17 protein-coding genes and 1 pseudogene are annotated in these 21005 nt (G+C 61.2%); 1 reads left to right on the plus strand and 17 read right to left on the minus strand.

Annotation, left to right across the window (positions count from 1 at the left end; genetic code table 11):
* The 13 genes from hrpB to VF436_RS12835 form a co-directional block, all read right to left on the minus strand.
* Positions 1 to 2179, minus strand: a 2179-nt coding sequence (hrpB, locus tag VF436_RS12775; RefSeq protein WP_330904409.1) for an ATP-dependent helicase HrpB, incomplete at its 3' end; no start/stop codon positions are given.
* 588 nt (positions 2180 to 2767) lie between these two features.
* A complete protein-coding gene (gspD, locus tag VF436_RS12780) occupies positions 2768 to 5176 on the minus strand; it encodes a type II secretion system secretin GspD (RefSeq protein WP_330904410.1) in 2409 nt (802 codons plus the stop codon).
* A 3-nt stretch (positions 5177 to 5179) separates the two neighbouring features.
* Positions 5180 to 5905, minus strand: coding sequence for a hypothetical protein (locus VF436_RS12785; RefSeq protein ID WP_330904411.1), 726 nt, complete (start codon positions 5903 to 5905; stop codon positions 5180 to 5182).
* Positions 5902 to 6525 carry a type II secretion system protein GspM gene (gene gspM, locus VF436_RS12790; RefSeq protein WP_330904412.1) on the minus strand — a complete coding sequence of 208 codons (624 nt, stop codon included), beginning with the start codon at positions 6523 to 6525 and terminating at the stop codon, positions 5902 to 5904. Before gspM ends, VF436_RS12785 begins: the two co-directional genes overlap by 4 nt.
* The gene (locus VF436_RS12795) at positions 6522 to 7685 is read right to left on the minus strand and encodes a PilN domain-containing protein (RefSeq protein ID WP_330904413.1); all 1164 of its coding nucleotides are present in this window, start codon (positions 7683 to 7685) and stop codon (positions 6522 to 6524) included. The genes gspM and VF436_RS12795 overlap by 4 nt, the downstream gene beginning before the upstream one ends.
* On the minus strand, positions 7682 to 8542 hold the full coding sequence (locus tag VF436_RS12800; RefSeq protein ID WP_330904414.1) for a type II secretion system protein GspK: 861 nt from the start codon (positions 8540 to 8542) through the stop codon (positions 7682 to 7684). Before VF436_RS12800 ends, VF436_RS12795 begins: the two co-directional genes overlap by 4 nt.
* An 11-nt stretch (positions 8543 to 8553) precedes the next feature.
* Positions 8554 to 9225 (minus strand): prepilin-type N-terminal cleavage/methylation domain-containing protein, encoded by a 672-nt coding sequence (locus VF436_RS12805; protein WP_330904415.1) that lies wholly within the window; start codon positions 9223 to 9225, stop codon positions 8554 to 8556.
* Positions 9222 to 9638: a prepilin-type N-terminal cleavage/methylation domain-containing protein gene (locus tag VF436_RS12810; protein WP_330904416.1), complete on the minus strand. Its 417-nt coding sequence runs from the start codon at positions 9636 to 9638 to the stop codon at positions 9222 to 9224. Before VF436_RS12810 ends, VF436_RS12805 begins: the two co-directional genes overlap by 4 nt.
* Positions 9635 to 10126 (minus strand): GspH/FimT family pseudopilin, encoded by a 492-nt coding sequence (locus VF436_RS12815; protein WP_414649848.1) that lies wholly within the window; start codon positions 10124 to 10126, stop codon positions 9635 to 9637. The genes VF436_RS12810 and VF436_RS12815 overlap by 4 nt, the downstream gene beginning before the upstream one ends.
* Before the next feature lie 19 nt (positions 10127 to 10145).
* On the minus strand, positions 10146 to 10577 hold the full coding sequence (gene gspG / locus VF436_RS12820) for a type II secretion system major pseudopilin GspG (protein ID WP_414649849.1): 432 nt from the start codon (positions 10575 to 10577) through the stop codon (positions 10146 to 10148).
* A 31-nt stretch (positions 10578 to 10608) separates the two neighbouring features.
* Positions 10609 to 11826 (minus strand): type II secretion system inner membrane protein GspF, encoded by a 1218-nt coding sequence (gene gspF, locus VF436_RS12825; RefSeq protein WP_330904418.1) that lies wholly within the window; start codon positions 11824 to 11826, stop codon positions 10609 to 10611.
* Positions 11827 to 11982: 156 nt separating this feature from the next.
* Positions 11983 to 13719, minus strand: a complete 1737-nt coding sequence (gene gspE, locus VF436_RS12830) for a type II secretion system ATPase GspE (protein ID WP_330904419.1) — start codon at positions 13717 to 13719, stop codon at positions 11983 to 11985.
* A gap of 217 nt (positions 13720 to 13936) precedes the next feature.
* A complete protein-coding gene (locus VF436_RS12835; protein ID WP_330904420.1) occupies positions 13937 to 15556 on the minus strand; it encodes a S8 family serine peptidase in 1620 nt (539 codons plus the stop codon).
* A gap of 358 nt (positions 15557 to 15914) precedes the next feature.
* Between VF436_RS12835 and VF436_RS12840 the strand changes: the two genes are divergently transcribed.
* Positions 15915 to 16700 (plus strand): TatD family hydrolase, encoded by a 786-nt coding sequence (locus tag VF436_RS12840; RefSeq protein WP_330904421.1) that lies wholly within the window; start codon positions 15915 to 15917, stop codon positions 16698 to 16700.
* A 284-nt stretch (positions 16701 to 16984) separates the two neighbouring features.
* On the opposite strand, the gene VF436_RS12845 is transcribed toward VF436_RS12840, so the two are convergent.
* The 4 genes and pseudogenes from VF436_RS12845 to VF436_RS12860 all read right to left on the minus strand — a co-directional run.
* Positions 16985 to 17410, minus strand: a complete 426-nt coding sequence (locus VF436_RS12845; RefSeq protein WP_330904422.1) for a F0F1 ATP synthase subunit epsilon — start codon at positions 17408 to 17410, stop codon at positions 16985 to 16987.
* 156 nt (positions 17411 to 17566) lie between these two features.
* Entirely contained in the window at positions 17567 to 18979 is a 1413-nt protein-coding gene (gene atpD / locus VF436_RS12850) for a F0F1 ATP synthase subunit beta (RefSeq protein WP_330904423.1), read from the minus strand.
* Between the two features lie 157 nt (positions 18980 to 19136).
* A complete protein-coding gene (gene atpG, locus VF436_RS12855; RefSeq protein ID WP_330904424.1) occupies positions 19137 to 20063 on the minus strand; it encodes a F0F1 ATP synthase subunit gamma in 927 nt (308 codons plus the stop codon).
* A 142-nt stretch (positions 20064 to 20205) separates the two neighbouring features.
* Positions 20206 to 21005: pseudogene (locus tag VF436_RS12860) on the minus strand (F0F1 ATP synthase subunit alpha); the annotation flags it as partial.

The raw sequence follows: 21005 nt of genomic DNA on the forward strand, positions 1-21005 counted from the left end.
GCCGTCTCTGCTCATAATCGAACAGCGCCCCAAGCGCCTGGGACAGATCTTCAGCCGGCAGCGCATCCAGGCGACGCTTTCCCTGGAGATACGGCGCAAGCCAGGTATCAAGCGACGCCAGCAACGCACCGTCGGATACATCGGGCAAGCCCAGTTCTGGCATCCATTCGCGCAAGGCCTGCATACGTGCGCGCAGGCGCACGGCATTGTCACTCCACGGCAGCGCATCGATCCCCCTGCTGCGTATCGCCGCCAGCAAGGCCTGCAAGGCATCTTCGGGCTTTACCGGCACACTGCGGCGCTCCAGCGTGATCGCCGCATAGCGATATTCCTCAAAGGCCTCCACAGCCTGGCGCTCATCGTTCCAGCGCAGCACGCGCTCGCGCACGAACTGCGCCGGGAAGTCACGCTCCAGGGTGCGCGAATCCAGCGGTGCCGCTGCGCGAACCAGGCTGTCACGTGCTTCATGCTGGATGTCCAAGACCACCAGCCATGGCTCGCCCAGCAGCGCAGTGCTTTCATGCAGCCGCGCGCCACGCCCGCTGGCGAGCGTGTAGCGCAAAGGGTTGGCCTCATCGCGCCGCGCAACGCGATCAGGAAAAGCGTGCAGCAGCAAATCGCCCACGGCGTGGCTATCAGGCACCCCACTGGCTGCGGTGCGTACTTCAAGGCGCCGACGCCAGCCCTTGGACGATTGCTCGATCGCCGCCAGGGCGCCGCTATCGGCACCGCCACGACCACCTGCCGTATGGCGATCACGCCAGGCGTGCAAGGCCTGCACGCGAGCACGAAAGTCATCGCTACGTGCCTGCACGTCGCGCAAGGGCGAGCGTGCTTCCATCAAGGCCAGCAGGTCAGCCATCAGCGCCCGCAACTGCGCAGGTGCGCGTACGGCCGCAGCGGCCAGGCGCGGCGTAGCGCCCAGATCCAGCATGCGGCGACCAAGCTGGGTGATGCGACCACTCACGTCGAGCGCACCAAGCTGGCTGAGCAGTTCCCTCGCCTGTGCAAGGGCACCGGCTGGAGGAGCATCCAGCCAGGGAAGGCTATCACTGCCCCATGCGGCCAATTCCAACGCCAATGACGAGAGCTCTGTCTGGCTGATCTCCGCCGTTCGCGCAGGCTCCAATCGCTTGCTCTGCGGCCACAGGCGGTAGGCCACGCCGGGAGCGACACGGCCAGCACGGCCGGTACGCTGGTCGGCCGACGCCTGCGAAATACCTACCGTCTCCAGGCGCGCAAAACCCGAGTTCGGATCAAAACGCGGCTCACGCGCCTGTCCGGCATCCACCACCGCGCGAATGCCAGGCAATGTCACGCTCGATTCGGCCACATTGGTCGCCAGTACGATGCGGCGCATACCCGGCTCGGCTGGTGCCAACGCCGCCTGCTGCTCGGCCATCGACAACTCACCGTGCAAGGGCAGCACGTCTACGTCACCCACGTCATCGCGCTCCAGGCCGTGCAACAAGATGCCCTGTACGCGCGCAATCTCCCGTCGCCCGGGCAGGAAGGCCAATACATCACCCTCGGTCTCGGCCAGCGCCTGTCGCGCGACGCGCGCCAGATGCTGCTCCAATGTTTCCTGTGCGCGCGCTGGCGGATATTCGATTCGCACGGGAAAACTGCGGCCAGGGCTGCTGATGCGCGGCGCATCCAGCCATTGCGCCATGCGCTCGCCATCAAGCGTGGCCGACATCACGACGATGCGCAGCTCCGGTCGAAGCGTAGCCTGCACGTCCAACGCCAACGCTGCGCCAAGATCTGCGGCGAGGTGACGCTCGTGGAATTCATCGAACAGGATCGCACCGACACCGGCAAGCTCCGGATCATTCTGAATCAGGCGCGTGAGGATACCTTCGGTTACCACCTCGATCCGCGTCGCGGCAGTCACACGCGACTCGAACCGCACGCGATAGCCCACCGTCTGCCCCACATCCTCACCCAACTGGCGCGCCATGAACTGTGCGGCCGCACGCGCGGCGATACGGCGCGGCTCCAGCATGAGGATACGCTGGCCTTGTAACCAAGACGCCCCGAGCAATGCCAAAGGCACTTGGGTGGTCTTGCCGGCGCCGGGCGGGGCTTCGAGCACCAGTCGAGGCTTAGCTTCCAGAGAAGCGAGCGCTTCTTGCAGCAATGAAACGATTGGGAAGGAGGAAGGGGCTGGCGCATTCATTTAATGAATGATAACGCCAGCCCACGTTTAAGCTACGAAAATCTCTTGACTCTCATGCTTTGTATGGGCCGCGCACCCGGAGACTGCCCAGCGCACGCAAGCGATTGCGAGTATCGAATAACGTACCACCCAGCTGGAAGCGATACGTTGCCGCAAATCTCCATTTCCTGACCAACAGGCTTATCGAAATAGCTTTCAAAATTATAAACATATTTTAGCGGGCATACATTACCCACCGGATTGTAGCCTGTAGAAACCCAGAAATAACCATCAGGCGGAACGTTGCTGCAACTCCTAACAATATACTCAAGCCAAACATCGCCGCCATGCGGCATTTGATCAGAAGCCAATGCCGAGCCGCAAATACAGAAGCAAGAGAGCAAAAAGGCAAAAAATCTCTTAATCATTGCAAGCACCCACATTTGCAAGGTGCTTTAAAATCGAACGAAATTAATTTCTTTTAAATACCAAGAAGTCTTTTTTTTGATCAGAAAACCACTCAAATGCGCGTAGCACCAACCTTACAAGGGGGACGAAAATCTGCGCAACTCGCGGCCTGATTCGAATCAGGCCGCGCAAGGGATGCATTTACTCAATGGGAGTAGTCTGCACTGCAGCCTTCCCAGAACTTTGCCGCAGAGGCTCCAGAGATTCGAACTTGCGCTGATATTCATCCGTCACTTGCCGCGCTTCCTCACTGTTGGCAATGACACGAGGCGTGATGAGAACAATCAATTCCGTGCGGTTGCGGCTCCGATTGGTGCTGCCGAACAATCTACCCAACACAGGGATTCGATTCAGACCCGGGATACCGTCATTCTCGGTATTCTCAGCCTGCTGAATCAGGCCTCCAAGTAGTACGGTCTGTCCACTCTGCACGGCCACCTGGGTACTCATCTGTCGCTGACTGATCGTCGGATTGCCACCAACGCCAGCAGTACCTGCCTTGCTTACCTGCTGCATGACATTCATGTAAACAAGGCCACCTGGATTAACACGCGGCTGCACCCCGAGGATCACACCGGTAGTGATATATTGCGCGCTCGTATAAGAACCGGTGCCGATGCCTGTATTGACCGTCGTGGAATTGACCGGAACCTGGTCACCCACCTGAATCTGCGCAAGCTGATTGTTCAACACCACCATGGACGGTGCCGAAAGCGTCTTGGTATTGCCGCTAGTCTCAAGCGCACGTAGTGCCACCTGAAGATTGCGATTGACGAATGAATAGTAAAAGGCGTCACCTATCGCGCCGGAGGTAGCGTTCCCGGGATTGTACGGTGTGCCGCCCAGGCCTAACGCTCCCTGTTGCTGATTACCGGGCTGGCCTGGTGTATAGGTGCCATTGCCGTTGTTGGTACCTCTGATCAACCCTTCGAGATACCATTGCACACCGAACTGGAATTGACCAGAAAGTTGTACTTCCAATATGCGGGTTTCGATCTGCACCTGTAAGGGCGTGGTGTCCAAGCGCTTGATCGCACCTTCAATTTCATCCCATTTCGACGGAGGCGCTCGGACCAGTAGCTGATTGTTTGCATCCACGGAACTGATGCGAATGCTCCCGTCCTCGTTCGAGTACTGCTGCGATTGCTGACCATTATTGGCAAACGGCCCACTGGTAAAGCCATTGCTATTGATTCCGCCTGGCGTGAACGACCCGAAGCCGCTGGCGGATTGATTCGTTCCGTTGCTACCAAACGAGTTATTGCCGAAGGAGCTGTTGCTGCCATTCGATCCAAAGCCGCCCGAACCAAGCCCGTTTGAACCCAGGCCATTGTTGAGACCACCGCTGGTGCTGCTACCAAAACTTCCGGAAAGACTGCCCATACCATTGGCAGAGCCATTGGCGTTGTCATTGCTACCGAGCGTGCCTGAAGTTAAACCGGGACCGACTTTCGCGCCACCATTGCCGCCACTTCCCGTACCCGAAGCGTAAATCTGCGCCAGGTACTGAGCCAGATCCGAGGCTTTCAGGTTGCGCACGTCGTAGACGAACAGCTGCGGCTCGTTGCCACCACCGCGATCGATCTTTTCGATCCATCCACCGACTTCCGTCAGATAATTCGGCTGCGTGGTAATGACTACCAGTGAATTGGTGCGCTCGATCGGCAGGAAGCGGATCATGCCTGCCAGCGGTGTATCGCCCTTCGCGCCAAACAAGCTATCGAGCTTGGGCATTAATTCGGTGACGTTGGCACGCTGAAGGCTATACACGCCAATGGACATGCCACGCAGCCAATCGACATCGAAGGTCTTGACGGTACGTTCGTAATTGGCGAGATCCTCGGGCGTGCCTGACATCACGATCACATTGCGAGCCGGGTCAACTAGCAAGATGGCGTCGGCGCGCGCGAATGGCTTCATCAACTTCTGCATCTCGTTGGCCGAGATGTAGCGCAGTGGATACAGTCGTGCCTGCAAGCCCGCTTGAGGTGATGCCGCACCAAGGCTAGGGGCCACGTTGCCGCCGACTGCATCCTTGGCAGGCATGACGACATAGCCACCGTTCTGCTTGACCAGTGCGTTACCCGTCCACGAAAGCAAGGTCTCCAGAATCGGAATGGCCTGGCTGGCGTCGACCGGCTGCGAGGTGGAGAAGGAGATATTGCCCTGCACACCAGGCACGATGGTGTAGTTCTGCTTCAGCAGATCACCCAGGATCACCTTCACCACGGCCGGCACCGGCTGGTTCTCGAAGTTGAAGGTAACGGCGTTGTCTCCAGCCGCCTGCTTCACCGGAGCCGCCAAACCCTGGGGACGGATGAACTGGCCACTACCCTCGGTCAACTGGGGGCGCACAGCAGCCTTGGCGTCAGGTGCCGTGATATCGCGGTTCAGCGGTATGGGATCAGGCGCAGGCTTCTCCGTGCCGGCCATGGCCTCACGCTGCAAATTGCCGTCATCCTTGGGAGTAGGCAAGGCAGAGCAACCGGCCAACGCCACCGCTGTGGCGATCGCGCTGAGGCGAGCGAGTTGAAGGATCGGGCGGGACATGGATCAACGTACTCCTTCAGGGGTGGCCGCTTGCTGTGCGCGACGCTTGAGAATGTTTTCGCGCAGTTGGCGGATGCGCTCGGCCTGCTCCGGGCTAGGCCCCGGTGGCTGCATGCCCGGTTGCCCAGGCTGCGCACCGGGTGGCACGTGCTGGATCTGCATCTGCGGCGGATTGGTATTGGTTTGCTGTTGCTGCGGATTGGGTGCGCCCGGCGGTGGATTGGGCGTATTGCTCTTGGGCAGCGGCGTCACCGGTGCGCCGGATGGCAACTTTAATTCCGTGCGCGTGCCGCCAGACTCGAACACCGCCGAGCGCGCCTGCAATTGCAGCAGCTTCACGCCACCATCGGGCGAGGCTGAACCTTCACGGATGCGCATATCCTTGTCGCCATCCTTGCTGTGCAACAAGGCCACACGCATGGACGGCGTAAGGATGATGCCGGTCAGTTCCATATCGCCCAGGTTGCTGCCTTCGCCGGAGGTATGTACCGTGGGCTTGCGATCCGGATTGAACAGCGGCCGCTGCCAGACCGCGGCGAAATGCTCCAGTGGCAACGGTGGCGGCAGCTTGCTGTCGTTGCTGGTATCGGGAAGCGGCGGTGTGGGCAACGGCCGATTCCAGTGCACGCCACGACCCAGCCCTGAAATCAGGACTACCAGCACGACGGCGAAGACGGCGGCGACACCACCAAGCACGGGGGTCAGGCGACGTTGCGCGGCAGCGTTCATGACGAGGCTCCCGTATCGCCGCTCTGGCGAGGCTGTCGGATATAACCGAACAGGGTGAACTGCACTTCCATCGGTGCATTCGGGTTCTTCTGCGCCGCCACGGGATTGCGATAGATCGTCAGGTCATCAATGAACAGATACGGCGAATTCTGCTCCAGCGCGTACATCACCGCGCCCAGGGGCTCTACCTCGCAGCGCAGGCTGATGCTGACCGCGACTTTCTTGTAGGGATCGCTGGCATCCGTACGCGGATTGGTCACCGGCATCTTCTGGATCACATCGCAACTGCCACCCTGCTGATGCGCGCCAACCACATCGACCACGCGCTGCATCAGGCCGGCCGCAGCCGCATTGGCATCGTCCTCGGGCAGAAACGCATTGCTGGACGCCTGCCCCTGGCCAAGCGCATTGAGGCGCTTCTGCAACTGGGGCTTCTCAGCCAGCGCGGACGCAAAGCGAGCCTGGGTATCGCGCAGGTCGTCCATCTGCGCATCGATCTGCTTCAACGGTGCCACGAACCACCAGTGCAACAACGCAAAGTAAGCGATCACCAGCACCGCGAGCAGGAGCAGCAAGGCGGCAATGCGGCTTTCGCGCGGCTTGAGTTTTTCCAGCTTCATCGCGTGCTCCCCGGATGGGCTGGCGCCCCCTTGGACTTGCCATCGCCGGGTTTGCGCAACTGTCCGACCAGGTAGAAACGTTCCTTGCCCGTGGTGGGGTCGGTCTGGATGGTGCCCTGAAAATTGATGTCGGCCACGGTCGGCGAGCTTTTGAACACATCGACCAGCTTGGCCGATTGCTTGGCCTGGCCTTGCAGGCCGACCTGACCGGCATTGTCCATGCTCAGGCGTTCAAGCCAAGCGTCGTCGGGCAGGCGCTGGGTGACATCGTCGAGCAGGCTGAGCGCGGACACTGTATGCAGCTTGCGGTCGGTCAGAAAGCCGGCAGCACCGGCGTTGTCCTGCAATTGCTGCCGCAATGACGCCACTTTCTGGGCTTCGCCACGCATGCCGTCGACCTGCGTCTGCATCTGGGCCAGGGCAGCTTCGCGATTGTGCAGATACTGCAGCAGGCACAGGCCCACCAGCACGACGGCGGCAACCGCCAGCATGGTGTTCAAGCGCTGGCGCGGATGGCTGCGCCGCGATGCCTGTTCGGGTGGCAGCAGGTTCACACCCAGGCGGTCATCACCGCAGGCCATGTCCACCGCATCAATGGTGATGCCCAGCTCACGCAGGCGATCAAGCATGGGATCGAGCGTGTGGCGCGGAACCGCCACCAGTTCGGCGGCGAAACGACCGGCCGGCGCGTTGCCAGCCACTTCGCGCACGTCGTAGCGCACCTGTTCGGCTCGGAACGGCGTCTGGCGATCCATCTCGAAGGCGCCGATCTGCTGGAGGCTGTCGCGCGCGGCGATGGGCAGGAACAACGCGCGACGCAGCATCGCCGCAGGCGTCAAGCATAGCGCTACGCGCAGGTCTTCCGGGTCCACACCGCGCAAGGCATCACTGAAGGCGACCTGTTGCGCGGCAGGCTCCAGGTCGTCACGCCAGTTCGCCACTATGCCTTCCTGGCCGGCACGGCGTACTTGCCACTCCTCGCCCTGGCGTTCCAGCAGGAACCACGCCGCGCCACCACCGAATGCCTGACGCAGCCGCGAAGGCATCAGGTTGACCAGTTCGTCACCCCACCACTGGAAAAAACGCGGCAGCGGCGACGTGCGCCATGCACGGCGCACGTTGTCCAGCAGCGGTTGCAGCGATTGCGTTGCCGAACTCATTGCCCATCTCCTTCCTTCCAACGCAACACTGCGTAGGGCTGTGCGCCAAACCGTACTCCCTGCAAGCGAACCGTCGCATTCAGCACGGCGTGCGTGCCGTCGGCCAGGATCGCCTCGGACCGGATACTATGCGTTACTCCCTGGAAGCCGCCTAGACCCTGCACGCCATTCTGCGGCTGGCCCGACTGGCGAGAAGCAAGGATATTGGCTATCTGTTGCTGATCCATGTTGGGGATGGCAGCCAGGGCCAGGGGGGGCGCCGTCGCCGGATCGGGACTATTCCTGCCCGACCAGATCGTAAGTACCCCACTGATCTTGGCGTAGATGGCTGGCGTCATGCCCAGCACCATCTGGACTTCCTCCACGCTCGCAAACGGCCCGCCACGCGGGCCGTAGTCGCGCCCTGCGGCCTGGTAAGGCTGGGCACGCTGCGCAGCGTCGCCCGGTCCTGTACCGAAACTGCGCCAATCGACAATGTGCTGCACGATGTCTCTGCCCTGCGTGTCGTCTACCCCAACGGCACGCAACAGACCAAGCAGCACATCGGGCGAGGCCGCATTCAGATCGACCTTGCCGGCTTCGTCGACCATGGAGACTTGCACCTTGGCACCGTCATAGGGAAAGGCGTAAATGCGCCCATCGGATATCCAGTGAGTCTGTGGCTGGTTGTCCTGCAAACCATAGATCGCCCGCATGACTCCGGCCTCGGCGGCGTAGTGCGCCTGGGTCTGTGCAAACTGGTAACGCGCCTGGAGGCCTTCGGTTCGCGCCATCAGGGCGTAACCGCCAAGCATGATGGATAGCAGCGTCAGCGCCCACATCACCACCAGCAGGGCTACGCCGCGTTGCCTGACCATGTCCATGCGCCTCATCGCAGCGACTGCCCGCGATTGAGGCCACGCAACAGGTTCAACTGGTTGCCTGCCGCTGTCGGATCAACACGCAACGGCGCTTCCAGCAGCGGCCAGCCATAGGTGCCGTTGAGATCGAGATCGATCTTCACCAGGACCGGCATGGCGCGACCGTCTCCCCAGTCAGCCCCCCAGGTGCCCGGCTGGTCGTCGCTGTCGGCGCTGCGGTAGCTGAAGCTACCATCACGGAGGTTGTCCACCAGCACTTCCGGGTCGCCCAGCGGCTTGGGATCGCTGCCATCGGGCGGCAAGATCGCGAAACTGGCGACCAATCGCTTGGCACCCTTGCCATTGGATTCGAAGGAAATCTGCTGCAATTGCGGACCAAGCTTGCCCAGATAGCCGGGCAACGGCGCGACAAAGCGCATCTGGTGCGCGTCACCGAGGAAATAGATATTTTCGCCCTGGTCGGTGTGCGCGAAGGCCATGCCTTGTGCCTGGGCAATCTCACGTCGCAGGAACAACTGCGCCGAACGGATCTGGTCCAGCCGCTCGATCGCCGCCTCACCCGAGCGCACGCTCTGCGTGGCTGCACGTATGCCGCCATAGACACCCAGCAATAACAGCGCAAGCAGCACCAGCGAACCGAGCACTTCGATCAGGGTGAAGCCGCGCACGCCTGCCTTCATCGCACGAGCCCTTGCTGTTGCGGGATCGCCGTGACCAGGCGCAGCGTGCTGAAGTGAGCCGAGCGTTCACGAGCTCCGCCCCAGTAGACGTCCAGGTCCAGTTTGTAGACCTGCGAAGCCGTGTTGTTGCCGGCATCGGGCACTTGATAAGGCGCCACCTGCAGGCGCCAGCGATATTGCTGATCGAAGTTACCGCTGGTGGTGCCCGGTTGCAGTTTCTGCTCCACGCCAGCGCTATCCATCAAGCTGCGCGCCCACATGGCAGCTTGCGCATGATCGGCGGCGTTGTTGGTCAGAGCGATGGAACCGCCAGCCACCTGCATCAGCGCAGCGAAGGCGATCGCCAGCAGCAACAGCGCGGCGATGATTTCGATCAGGCTGAAGCCTGCCTGCCTCCCCGTACGATGCGTCATTGCACCACCACGCTTACCGCACCAGTCAACCAGGATACGTTGACCAGCCATTGTCGCTGCTGGAGCTTGAGCGTGATGTGGCCGCCGGTGGAGCTACCGTCGGGGAAAAAGCGGATTCGCCCAGTGGAGCTGTTGATCTGATCTTCGGCCGCACTGGTAATCCCCAGTGTCATGCCCTGGGGCAGACGCACCGGCGTACCGCCTGCGGGCGTATAGGTATTGGCGCGAATATCGACGGTAAAGGCTTGATCCTTGCCCTGCACGATGGCTTGCGCGCGTGTGGCACGCAGTGCTGCTGCCATCTCGCCGCTTGCCGCATTGACACGTGCGCTGGACAAGCCCTGTGCCACCGACACCGACACTGCTGCCGCAACCACTCCGATCAGAATGATGACGACGAGCATTTCCAGCAGGGTGAAACCACGCACCCGCCCAGGCGCAGGCGCGAACACGTCGACGGCGTGCCCCTGCCTACCCTTGCTGGCCATGTGCGTGGCGTCCATGGGATCACTGCCAGTTGCCGACATCCGCGTTGTAACCGTCGCCGCCGGCTTGGCCGTCCTGGCCGTAGAAGATCAGGTCGAAGCTGCCATGGTCACCAGGGTACTTGTAACCGAAGTCATGACCCCACGGATCTTTCAGTTCCGACTGCTTGACGTAAGGACCTTGCCAATTACGTGCATTGGCCGGCTTGGTCATCAGATCACCCAACTGCTGAGGCGGCGAGCCGTTGTCCAGCGCATAGTTTTCGATCTTCTGGCTGAGCGTGGTGAGCTGTGCCTTGCCGGCACCGTACTTGCCCTTGTCCACGTTCTTGCCGACGCCGTTGACCACCACCGCGCCGATGATGCCGATCAGCACGATCACGGCGAGCATTTCCAGCAACGTGAAACCACCCGAACGGAGCGATCGCGCTGGTCCCGTGGTTCGATGCATCATGTGCTTCATAGCGATTTCTCCGTTCGATGTTTCACTGAATATTGCTGGTCAGGCTGAGCAATGGCAGCAGGATCGCCGCCATGATGATGGCCACCAGGACAGTCATGACGATGGTCAGCGCGGGGACCAGTGCGGCGAGCAGGCGATCGATCGAGCGCCTGGACTCCAGGTCGAAGGTGTCGGCCACCTTAAGCAGCATGGTATCGAGCTGACCGGCTTCCTCGCCCACCTGCACCATCTGCAATGCCAGGCGAGGAAAGCGTTGGGATTGCGAAAGCGAAAGACTCAGGCCCGCGCCACCCTTGACCTGTTCGGCAGCCTGGGTGAGCGCTTCATCCAATGCGCGATTGGAAGTGACCTGCCGGGCAATGCCCAATGACGTAAGCAGCGGCACTCCGTTCTTCAGCAGCGTGCCGAGCGTGCGCGCGATGCGTGCGGTTTCGATCTTCAACAGCAGCGGTCCGATAACGCGCATGGTCAAGAGCCTGGCATGCCAGGCCAGACGCAACACCGGATCGCGCAGGCGCGCACGCCACAGCATGCTGCCGACCACGATCACCAGCCCGATCAACCACCAGTACGAATGCATCACGTCGCCAACGGCCAGCACCGCCTTGGTGATCCAAGGAATTGGCACACGCATGTCTTCGAAGATAGGCACGAATTGCGGCACTACGTAAGCCAGCAGCAGCACCAGCGATCCCATCACGCCGACCATCAGGATCGCCGGATAGATCAGCGCATTGATGATGCTGCCACGCAGTTGCTGCGAACGTTCCAGGTAATCGGCCAGGCGGCGCAGGGTATCTTCCAGCGAACCACCGGCTTCGCCCGCTCGCACCAGGCTGATGTAAAGCTTGGGAAACACGCCGTGTTCTTCTTCCATGGCCTGCGACAGTGGCGTACCGCCGCGCACGCGATCGCGAATGCGTTCGACCAGATTCTTCGCGCGCTCGCCTTCAGGCAGTTCCAGCAGGATGCCCAATGCACGATCCAGCGGCTGGCCCGCGCCCAGCAAGGTCGCCAACTGATGGGTGAACTGCGCGAGCTGATCGCCGGTAAACGGGCCGCGCTTGAGAAAGCCGGCCATGCCGCTGCCGCCCGCCGACGCATCGGCGATACGCGCATCCAGCGGCGTGTGCCCCTGCTCTTGCAAGCGACCGATGACTTCGTCCACGGTGGACGCTTCCATCTGCCCCTGCAGTATTTCGCCGGAGTCACTGACCGCTCTGTATCGGAACTGGGTCATGGGCTGATGGAAACCGACCGAATGAACGAAGGAAATATCCCCGCACCCCGCAGGGTGCCAAGGATTGGGACTACAGGATCGGCCAGTAGTTCGCGTCGGTTCGGTAAAGTTTTGAGAACTGCGGCAGTCTTCCAGCCCAGGTCGGCATCATGCCGGTCAACTTTCCTGCGTGACACGCAGCACCTCCTCGATGGTGGTGATGCCGGCCACGGCTTTGGCGATGCCATCTTCGTACATCGTGCGCATGCCCTCGGCACGCGCCTGGCGCTCGATTTCGCCAGCATCGGCACGCTTCATCACCAGCCGACGCAGCGGATCGCTCATCACCAGGAATTCCATGATGGCGCGTCGACCCCGATAACCCGTGGGATTGGCCGCGCTGCTGCCGGGCTTCCACAAACGGATCGGGCGCTCCTCGGTGTACTTATGCAACTCGAACTGCTCGATGACTTCCGGCAATGCCTCGTAAGGAATTGCGGTCTCCGGATCCAGTCGACGCACCAGGCGCTGCGCCAGGATGCCGTTGACCGTGGAACCGAGCAGGTAATCCTCAACGCCCATGTCCAGCAAACGGGTAATACCGCCGGATGCACTGTTGGTATGCAACGTGGACAACACCAGGTGTCCGGTAAGCGCCGACTGGATGGCGATACGACAGGTTTCCAGGTCGCGCATTTCGCCGATCATGATCACGTCCGGATCCTGACGCACGATCGAACGCAAGGCGCCGGTGAAATCCAGACCGATCTGCGGCTTGACCTGGATCTGGTTGATGCCTTCGATCTGGTATTCGACCGGGTCTTCGACGGTGATGATTTTCACGTCGGCGGTGTTGATCTGCGACAGCGCGGTGTATAGCGTGGTCGTTTTACCCGAGCCGGTCGGGCCGGTCACCAGCAAGATGCCATGCGGGCGTTCGAGCACATCGACAAACCGCTGTTTGAAACTATCGGTAAAGCCCAGTGATTCGAAGTCGAACACCACCGATTCGCGATCCAGGATACGCATCACCACCGATTCGCCGAAGCTCGTCGGCACGGTGGAAACGCGCAGATCCAGTTCCTTGCCCTGCACGCGCAACTGGATTCGGCCATCCTGCGGCAAGCGGCGCTCGGCGATGTTGAGCTTGGCCATGATCTTCACGCGCGAAATGACCGCTGCGGTGGAACTGGATGGCGGCGCTTCCACTTCGTGCAGCACGCCGTCGATGCGATAACGCACCTTCAGGCGATTCTCGAACGGCTCGATATGTACGTCGGAGGCGCGCTGTTCAACGGCGCGCTGAAGAATCAGGTTTACCAGCCGGATCACCGGCGCCTCGGAAGCGAGGTCACGCAAGTGTTCGACATCGTCTTCCACAGCGGCGCTGCCATCGAGGTTTTCGACGATGGTGCCCATCGCCGACCGACCGGAGCCGTAATAACGTTCGATCAGGTCATCGATTTCCGAGCGCAGGCCGATGCGTAGCGCCACTGGCCGACCGGCGGCCAGCTCCACCGCCTGCAACGGATACGGGTCGGCCGGATCGGACACGATCAGGGCCAGGCCATCTTCGCCATCGCGCACCGGCACCACGTGTTGCTGCTTGAGGAAACGCAGCGATAGGTCCAGCTCGGCCGGGGGCATTTCCGGCGCTTCGCGCGCGGCCAGCAAGGGCGCATGCAGCAACTCGGACCAGGCGTCGGCAAGGTCACGCTCCGATACGAGGCCCAGGCGTGCCATCAACGCGGTCAGCGTACCTTCCGGAGATTCCTCATGCAGGCGCCGTGCGCGCACAAGATCGCCATCCTTGAGGCGGCCTCGGGCCACCAGCAAGTTGCATACGGCCAGCTCACGATCGTGTGTGGCCGTAGTTGCCGGATTGTTCGCCGGCGTCAGTGTGGCTGCCGACATGGTCTCACCCCGCATCCTGAAAGTTTCACACCCACGATGCTCCAAGCATCGCCCCCGGTAGGTGCAGAGAGATGCATTGTTAACATATTCGTCCGGGATTACGCGAGCATTGCATGGAAAGCCATACACGTTAGAAAACGGTGTGCAAAAAAGAAAGCCGGCGTCCACTGGGACGCCGGCGGGTAAAAATCTTACAAATGTGACGGCTATCGCCTATTTATGGCTGGGCTCCGGCAGCTTGCACTGCAGCATAGGCATTGAGGATGCCCGTGCCGATCTGCCGGTTCGACGCTGGCGTTACATGCGGCGTGGTCGCCGAGGAACGTAACAGGGTAGTTACCTGTGCCGGCGTCAGCAGCGATTTTCCGAGCGAAAGACGGTAGCTTTGCATCAAGGCCACCGCGCCAGCCACGTGTGGGGTGGCCTGCGATGTGCCTGCCATACCGCCATACGTGGCTGTTGTCGGCGTAGTGGACCCGGCATTGATCGTCGACCAGATGAAACCGGTGTCGGCTTGCGTGCCGCTGGAGCCATCATTGCGATAGACACCACCGCCCGGTGCGGCCAGGGTAATACCCGCACCATAATTGGAGTAGAACGCGCGGCGACTGGTAATGCCGGTAGCGGCAACTGCCACCACTCCCGAACAATTGGCCGGCGAGAACCCCGATACATTGGCATTGCTGTTGCCTGCAGCAACCACTACGGCTGTACCGCGCCCAATCGCGCCAGTTACCGCACGACCCAGGACGGAACTGGACGAGCACGTACCCGAACCACCCAGGCTCAGGCTGATCACCTTGGCCGGATTGGCGTTGTCCGGCACGCCGTTGACGTGCCCGCCGGACGCCCAGGTGATGGCATCGGCGATATCACTATCCGATCCGCCGCAGTGACCAAGCACGCGCACTGGCAGCACTTTGGCGCCGAACGCGGTACCCACCATGCCGGTGCTGTTGTTGGTTTTCTCACCACCCGCCGTGCCGAACACATGGGTGCCGTGCCAACTGCTGGCCTCGGCCGCCTGGCCGCTACCGCACTGGCCGGCAGTGGTCCAGTCACCGGTGTCCCAGCCACCAGAGACGCGCCCATTGGTGCTACGACCGGACACCGTGTGATCGGTGATGAAGTCATAGCCAGCGTTGGCCAGCGTCAAGTCCAGGTCGGCATGGTTGGTCACGCCCGTATCGAGGCTGGCAATGACCACGCCCGTGCCGTCGGCCAGCGACCACGCCTGCTGAATGTTGGCACCACCCCAGTTGGCGACCGAAGTGCCCAGCGTGCCGTCGCTGAAGCCGGTGCCGCCTGGCGCAAGGTAATCCCATTGGTAGCTGCTGTAGTACTGGTCATTGGGCACGGTGAAGCTAGCCGCGCCAGCCGGCTGAACGGTCGGGCGATCCACCGCCTGGCGCATGTAGTCAGGCTGCACGAACTCCACCGACGGATCGGCAGCCAGTTGCTGCACGAACTGGCGCGTCTCGGCGGCATTCAAGCGCCGCGAGGTCGTCACCACGTCACCGCCGATTGCCAGTCGATGACCATACGACACCGTCAATGCGCGGCTCCCGGCACGCAATGCCTGCGTACCCACACTGGTATCGGTCAGACGGGCTCGCGAGGCAGCCGCATTGAGCGACTGCACGGCGGCCGACTGTTGCAGGCGTTCGCTGCTGCCATCGCGATAAAGCACCACAAAATGGTTATAAGTCTGATTTTCCTGCACCGAACTGAGATCGAAACGACTGGTATTGCCAGAAATATCTTGCGCCATGGCGGGTAAGCCTATGGCCAAAAGCACAGAAGCCACCAACAACTTCACCTGGTTACGCTGCTTCATTCGTCAATTCCTCTGCGTGGATGTAAGGAGCGAAGCGCCTGCCGCCAATCCCTGAAAAAGCCTCCACGGCCCCTGACAGCGGGCAGCTTTCTGCAAGCCATTGAAACTTCGCTATTTGCTCCCTGTATCCGATACCTTCCGGGAGCCGAACTGTCACGCTACATGCGTAAATTCCTACGATGAGCGACGGAGTTCGCAATTTCTTGCATGCGGCTGACGATTCGGGATTTGTGTGACGGAGAAAGTGCACAGAGATGAAGAACGGCAGCGGAGTCGTATTGCCCTGTCGAGCCCCTCCTACGCGCTCGCTCCAGAGCGCGAGCTCTGGAACAATGGGCGTTTTACGCACGCATATCCCATGGAACTGCTCGACATCGGCGCCAACCTCACCCATGAATCCTTCGGCCACGATTTTGCGGCCGTGCTTGAGCGCGCACACGCGCATGGCGTCACACGCATGGTGGTAACAGGAGCTTCGAGGGAAGGCAGCGAGCAAGCACTGGTGCTGGCGCAGCGCCATGCCGGACAGCTCTATGCCACCGCCGGCGTGCATCCGCACCATGCCATCGATTACGACGATGCCACCGACACGCTGCTGCGAAATTTGGCCATGCAACCGCACGTCCGCGCCGTAGGTGAAACGGGTTTGGATTATCACCGCAACTATTCGCCCCGCGATGTGCAGCTCCAGGTTTTCGAGCGACAGCTGAAAATCGCTGCCGATCTCGGCAAACCATTGTTCCTGCATCAGCGTGACGCACATACGGATTTCCTTGCCCTGCTCAAGCGCTATCGCGATCGCGTGCCAGCCGTCGTGGTGCATTGCTTCACCGACACCGGCGAGGCGCTGCGCGACTACTTGGCGATCGATTGTCACATCGGGATTACAGGCTGGATTTGCGACGAACGACGCGGAACGCATCTGCGCGAGCTGGTCCGCCAGATTCCCGCCAATCGCCTGATGATCGAAACCGACGCACCTTATCTGCTGCCACGCACCGTGCGTCCGCAGCCTGCGCATCGCCGTAACGAACCGATGTACCTGCGCCACATCTGCGAAGAAGTCGCGCGTGATCGTGGCGAGACAGCCGAACACACCGCCGCCATCACCACGGCCACGGCGCTGGCCTTCTTCGGTATCTGAAACCGGCGCAGGAGCGACTTCAGCCGCGCTTGGAGGGTTTAAAAGCCCCATCTGCAAGGGGATCGCAGATTGCATCGCGTCGCAGGAGCGTGTGAGCTTACGGCTCCGGCGTCATCGCAGTTGACTACGCAAGCGCGCCAACTTCGGATCCCTCGTAGCCGCTTATGCGAAACGATTTGACGGGATCTCGGAAAATCTCCTGCCACGATCGCGAACACGTAAGAGGCAAATAAAAACACCGACCTTGGAAGTCGGCGTTTTTACTATTCGGGATGAACGGATGATCAGTGCTTGAGGTTCTTGCGCAGGCGCTCGAGCGCTTGCAGCTGAGCCAGTGCCAGGGCGAGCTTGGCCTGTGCCTCGGCGATGTCTTCGGCATCCGTGCGGTTGGCCAGGGCATCTTCGGCTTCTTTCTTCGCGCGTTGCGCGGCAGCTTCATCCAACTCGGAAGCGCGCACGGCCGTATCGGCCAGCACGGTGACAACCTGCGGCTGCACTTCGAGGATGCCACCGGAGACCCAGAACTGCTGGCGTTCTCCGCTGGTCAGCACCACGTCCACGTGGCCCGGCTTCAGACGGGTGATCAGCGGCGCATGGCGCGGGGCAATGCCCAGTTCGCCCATTTCGCCAGTAGCGACGACCAGCGTCGCGTCGCCGTGGAAGATCTCGGCTTCGGCGCTGACGATGTCGACTCGGAGCGTGCTGCTCATGATAATTCTCTTAAAGCGGGACTCGGAACTCGGGCACGGAACTCGTAGAGAGCTCCACCCCGAGACGAGCTTTGGGTATCCATCCGGAGCACGATTCTCGGATCGTCGGGGCTTGCCTTAGACAAGCCCCGAATCGCGAGTCACGCGTTCCGGCGCTCAGGCTGCCTTCTTGGCGCCCATTTCCTCGCCCTTCTTGATCGCTTCATCGATGCCGCCGACCATGTAGAACGCCTGCTCCGGCAGGTGGTCGACTTCGCCATCGACGATCATCTTGAAGCCGCGAATGGTTTCCTTCAGCGACACATATTTGCCCGGCGAGCCGGTGAACACTTCGGCCACATGGAAGGGCTGCGAGAAGAAGCGCTCGCACTTGCGCGCACGCGCCACCACCTGGCGGTCTTCCTGTGACAGCTCGTCCATGCCCAGGATCGCGATGATGTCCTTGAGCTCCTTGTAGCGCTGCAAGGTACCCTGCACGCGACGAGCGACTTCGTAGTGCTCATTGCCAATCACCAGCGGGTCGAGCTGGCGGCTGGTCGAGGCGAGCGGATCCACGGCCGGGTAGATACCCAGGCTGGCAATATCACGCGACAGCGCAACGGTCGAATCCAGATGCACGAAGGTGGTTGCCGGCGACGGATCGGTGTAGTCATCGGCCGGGACGTACACGGCCTGGATCGAGGTGATCGAGCCCGTCTTGGTCGAGGTGATGCGCTCCTGCAGCACGCCCATTTCCTCGGCCAGTGTCGGCTGGTAACCCACTGCTGACGGCATACGGCCGAGCAGCGCGGACACTTCGGTACCGGCCAGCGTGTAGCGATAGATGTTGTCCACGAACAACAACACGTCCTTGCCTTTGCCGTTCTCGTCCTTCTCGTCACGGAAGTATTCGGCCATGGTCAGGCCGGTCAGCGCCACGCGCAGTCGGTTGCCCGGCGGCTCGTTCATCTGGCCGTATACCATCGCGACCTTGTCCAGGACGTTGGAATCCTTCATCTCGTGATAGAAGTCGTTACCTTCACGAGTACGCTCACCCACGCCGGCGAACACGGACAGACCCGAGTGGGCCTTGGCGATGTTGTTGATGAGCTCCATCATGTTCACGGTCTTGCCCACGCCGGCGCCGCCGAACAGGCCGACCTTGCCGCCCTTGGCAAACGGGCACACCAGGTCGATGACCTTGATGCCGGTTTCCAGCAGGTCCGTCGCTGCAGCCTGGTCGGCGTAGCTCGGAGCCTCGCGATGGATCACCCAGCTGTCCTGCTCGCCAATCGGGCCAGCTTCGTCGATCGGGTTGCCGAGCACGTCCATGATGCGGCCGAGCGTCGCCTTGCCTACCGGCACCTTGATGCCTTCGCCGGTGTTGCGTGCCACGAGGCCGCGCTTCAGGCCGTCGGTCGAGCCCAGCGCAATGGTACGCACGACGCCGTCACCAAGGACCTGCTGGACTTCCAGCGTGATCTCGGTGCCGTCGATCTTCAGCGCGTCGTAAACCTGCGGCACCTGATCGCGCGCAAACTCCACGTCGATGACTGCGCCGATGATCTGTACAACTTTGCCCTGACTCATGGTGTGACTCCGGATGTATTCTTCGATTCTTGGTGCCTGGCCGCGGTATCTACGCGCCTCGGCTTCGTTGGTTCATGGGTAAGGTGTCGAGGGTAAAAAAGAACGGCTTGTTGCAGCTCTTTACTGTTTCCTCTTTCCTCTTTACCCGTTCCCGCTCTTAGACTGCTGCCGCGCCGCCGACGATTTCCGAGATTTCCTGGGTAATCGCAGCCTGGCGCGCCTTGTTGTAGACCAGCGTCAATTCGCCGATCACCTTGTTCGCGTTATCGGACGCACTCTTCATCGCCACCATGCGTGCCGCATGCTCACTGGCGAGGTTTTCCAGCACGCCCTGGTACACCACCGACTCGACATAGCGACCCAGCACGTATTCCAGCACTGTCGCGGCGTCGGGCTCATAGATGTAGTCCCAATCATGCGACTGCTCGAGCTTCACGCCACCGGCCTGACCGTGGGCAGCGCCCTGATCGCTCTCTGCGGCCTGCATTTCGGCAGCCACCAGCGGCAAGGGCAGCAACGCATCGACCGTCGGCTTCTGCGTCATGGTATTGATGAAGTCGTTGTAGGCCAGGAACACGCGATCGAGCTTGCCATCCGTGTAGGCATCGAGCACTACCTTGATCACACCGATCAGCTGTTCCAGCTTGGGCTTGTCACCCAAGTGACTCACGCTGCCGATCAGGTTGACACCCTTGATGCGACGGAAGAACTGCACGGCCTTCTGACCGATCGCAAGGACGTCGACTTCCACGCCCTTGGCCTGCCATTCGCGAATCGCCGGGATCGTACGGCGAAACAGGTTGGAATTGAGGCCGCCGCAAAGGCCGCGATCGGTCGTGATCACGACATAGGCGACACGCGCAACCTTTTCACGCTGCACCAGGAACGGATGGGTGAAGTCGGTGCTGGCCTGGGCGACGTGCGCAATCACCTTGCGCATCTGCCGTGCATAGGGCCGCGACGCCTTCATCATGTCCTGCGCCTTGCGGATCTTCGAGGCCGAGACCATTTCGAGCGCGCGCGTCACCTTGCGCATGTTCTGCGTGCTCTTGATCTTGGTTTTGATTTCGCGTCCGCTTGCCATTCTTTTCGCTCGCTGTGCTCGCTTGTTAGGTCGCGCCTTTGGCGCTGTGAGGCGTAAGGGGAGCGTCCGGCTTAGCCGGACTGGTGGGAAAGCCGAAGCTTCTCCTCCTGACTCCTAAACCCTAACTCCTCACCACTCTTATTCACCAGCTACCGGTCTTCTTGAACTCATCCAGGCCCGACTTGAACGTGCCTTCGATGTCGCCGTTCCAGTCGCCGGTCGCGACGATCTTCTTCATCAGCTCGCCGTGGTTCTGGTGGAAGAAGGCGTGCAGGCCCTTTTCGAACGCCAGCACCTTATTCACCGCCAGATCGTCCAGATAGCCCTTTTCAGCGGCGTACACGGACAGGGCCAACTCGGCGATGGACAGCGGCGCATATTGCGACTGCTTCATCAGTTCGGTCACGCGCTGACCGCGGTCGAGCTGGGCGCGGGTAGCCGGGTCCAGGTCCGAGGCGAACTGGGCAAACGCAGCCAGCTCGCGGAACTGCGCCAGGGCCAGCTTCACGCCGCCGGACAGCTTTTTGACGATCTTGGTCTGAGCCGCACCACCCACGCGCGACACCGAGATACCCGCGTTCACGGCGGGACGAATGCCGGCGTTGAACAGGTCGGTTTCCAGGAAGATCTGACCGTCGGTGATCGAAATCACGTTGGTCGGCACGAAGGCGGACACGTCACCAGCCTGCGTCTCGATGATCGGCAGTGCAGTCAGCGAGCCGGTCTTGCCCTTCACTTCGCCGTTGGTGAATTTCTCGACGTATTCCTCGGACACGCGAGAGGCGCGCTCAAGCAGACGCGAGTGGAGATAGAACACGTCACCCGGATAGGCTTCGCGGCCCGGCGGGCGCTTGAGCAGCAGCGAGATCTGGCGGTAGGCCACGGCCTGCTTGGACAGATCGTCATAGATGATCAGCGCGTCTTCGCCGCGATCGCGGAAGT

This window comes from Dyella sp. (genome assembly GCF_036384435.1).
GTDB lineage: Bacteria > Pseudomonadota > Gammaproteobacteria > Xanthomonadales > Rhodanobacteraceae > GSA-30.